Source organism: Thermogutta sp. (assembly GCF_014359955.1).
In the GTDB taxonomy this organism is placed as follows: Bacteria; Planctomycetota; Planctomycetia; order Pirellulales; family Thermoguttaceae; genus Thermogutta.
This window is the reverse complement of sequence record NZ_JACIYL010000788.1, coordinates 1-2,024: the sequence shown is the minus strand read 5'-3', so window position 1 is coordinate 2,024 and position 2,024 is coordinate 1. Positions and strand designations below refer to the sequence as shown.

Sequence of the window (2,024 nt, the reverse complement as noted above, 5' to 3'; positions counted from 1 at the left end):
TCCGGGATGAGAAGTTGGGTCCCCAGGTGCGTCAGCGCTTGCACCACCTGCTGCTAGCCGTCCACCTGCGTCGAGAGCGGCGTCCTACGATCCGCGATCTCCGCTCCGCGTTGGCTTTCCTATTGACACACGACCTGGGCTGCGAAGAAATCCATCGCGAGAGAGCAGAAGGGCAGTCGCCGCTGAGCGATCCGTCGCGGCTGTACTTCGATGCCGCCTTTAACGGTTCGGGTTCTCCGGACTTGGTCCTTGATGAATTGCAACATTTCGATCCGGCCTTGGTGGCCAGTCCGCGACTGGAACGGTACCTGCATTTCCATCGAACCAGAGAAGTGGCAGGTGCAGTGGAGCATCTGTTTTGCCAGGCTGCGGACCGGCCAACCATCGCATTCCACGGCCTGGAAGATGCTCGCCGAATTGAGGCGCTTAAGCGCCGTTATCTCTTCGAAGCGCGGAAGCCGGAGGAACGGCCAGCCGGAATGCCAGATCCCGATCGGCTAAATCCTTATCACCACTTCCATCGATTCGTGGATGCCATCAACGGCCGGATCGACATCCAGCAGCTTCGCGATGAGTTACTGGCAGGCATTTCCCGAGCCGACGGCGTGCCGGTGCTACCCGAATTATCAGGCTTGGGACTGCGGTTGACCGAAGCTTCCAGCCAGCAGCTCGTGGTGATTAAGCGATTTCCGCCCGATGAGTTTGAAGTATGTCTGCCTCCCGCGGAAGATACGCGTGTGGAAACGGTGCCGGATTACTTGGTACTACAAAGGCGGGGCGGGTCACCACGCCTGGTGATTGGGCTCGACTTGTTTGAATATCTCCAACGAGCCCTGGAAGGATACGTTAGCGGTGCTGAGGAACAGCAGGCACTGTTTGAAGAACTGGAAGTCTTCAAGAATCAGTTGTTGGCTTACCCAACGCAAGAGGTATTGATGATTGAATCCGGCTGTCGCATGCACCGTGTTGTAGTGCGTGACGGAAAGATTGTGCGAGAGGGGACCACCGTATGAAACGGGTCAAATTGGTGCTTCCCAAAGCGAGCAAGGGTTGGCACTTCTCGCGGTTGTTTACTGTGGAGATGAACGATTTCGATGTGGAGCGTTTGTTACCTTCGCTGTTCTATCTCATCGTCACGCGCGGGAGGAAACGTGGACCGCGAAAAAATGATCCGACGGATTTGGGAAAGTACCTTCAAGCTGTGGTGTCGCACGAGCGGGTCGCCGGGTTTGACACTGCCGAAGGCAAGCGGCTGATGGACCGCTGGCTGCGAGCTGCCGTCTTTCGCGCATCGAAGAAAGGAACAAAGCGGGGGGCACCGGAGCAGATCGACTATCTCCTGCCGCTAACCCTCCTGTGTTACAAGACCGGTTTTCCAAGCGAAATCCGACGGCAGCGCAGTGTGCACGTTTTTTTGTATGTTCTGCTTCGAGACGAATTGGGCAGCGGTAACGCACTGGAAGGAGCAAATAAGCTATTCGATCTGTTTCGCAGGGTGTTTGGTAGAAATCTGCGCGAATTAACCCCACCGAGTTACGACTCCGGTTACGACGGTTCCAGCAATATTGACATTCATTCCCTTCTTGCTTTGTGCTATTTGGATGGCTTCCAAGCTTCCACGCCAGGTAAAGTGGAGGAGTTTGGGCTGGCGGATCCGGCATTGCCTCAGGCGGCACGAAATCTGGCCCAAGATGTACTGCAATACCTGCTGGCGTACGGCGGGAGGATGCCCGTGCAGGCGATCACTCGGGGATTGATGGCTCTGATCAACTTCGGACTTTTCATCTACAGTCTCAAGCTTATCCATGCCGTAAACCATCTGGTAGCAACGGGGAATTTGCCTCCGGAAATGAAAGCTGCGCCGGCCGAGTCGGACGCAGAAATTCCATGCCCGGAGATTTATGTTGACTTCACTCGCCAGCGGGGTGGTCGAAGCGACGAATTGGCGAGGGCATGCGTGGGTCGGGATCTCGCCTCATTACGCACGTATATTGACAGTGTTCTCTATTTGAGAAGCCTTGACA

General features: G+C 55.7%; 2 protein-coding genes. Both read left to right on the top strand.

Annotation, left to right across the window (positions count from 1 at the left end):
- The coding region (locus tag H5U08_RS16970; protein ID WP_297035789.1) for a hypothetical protein at window positions 1–1,013 on the top strand (1,013 nt) is incomplete at its 5' end.
- A partial coding sequence (locus H5U08_RS16965) for a hypothetical protein (protein WP_297035786.1) occupies window positions 1,010–2,024 on the top strand: 1,015 nt, incomplete at its 3' end. The genes H5U08_RS16970 and H5U08_RS16965, both read left to right, overlap by 4 nt.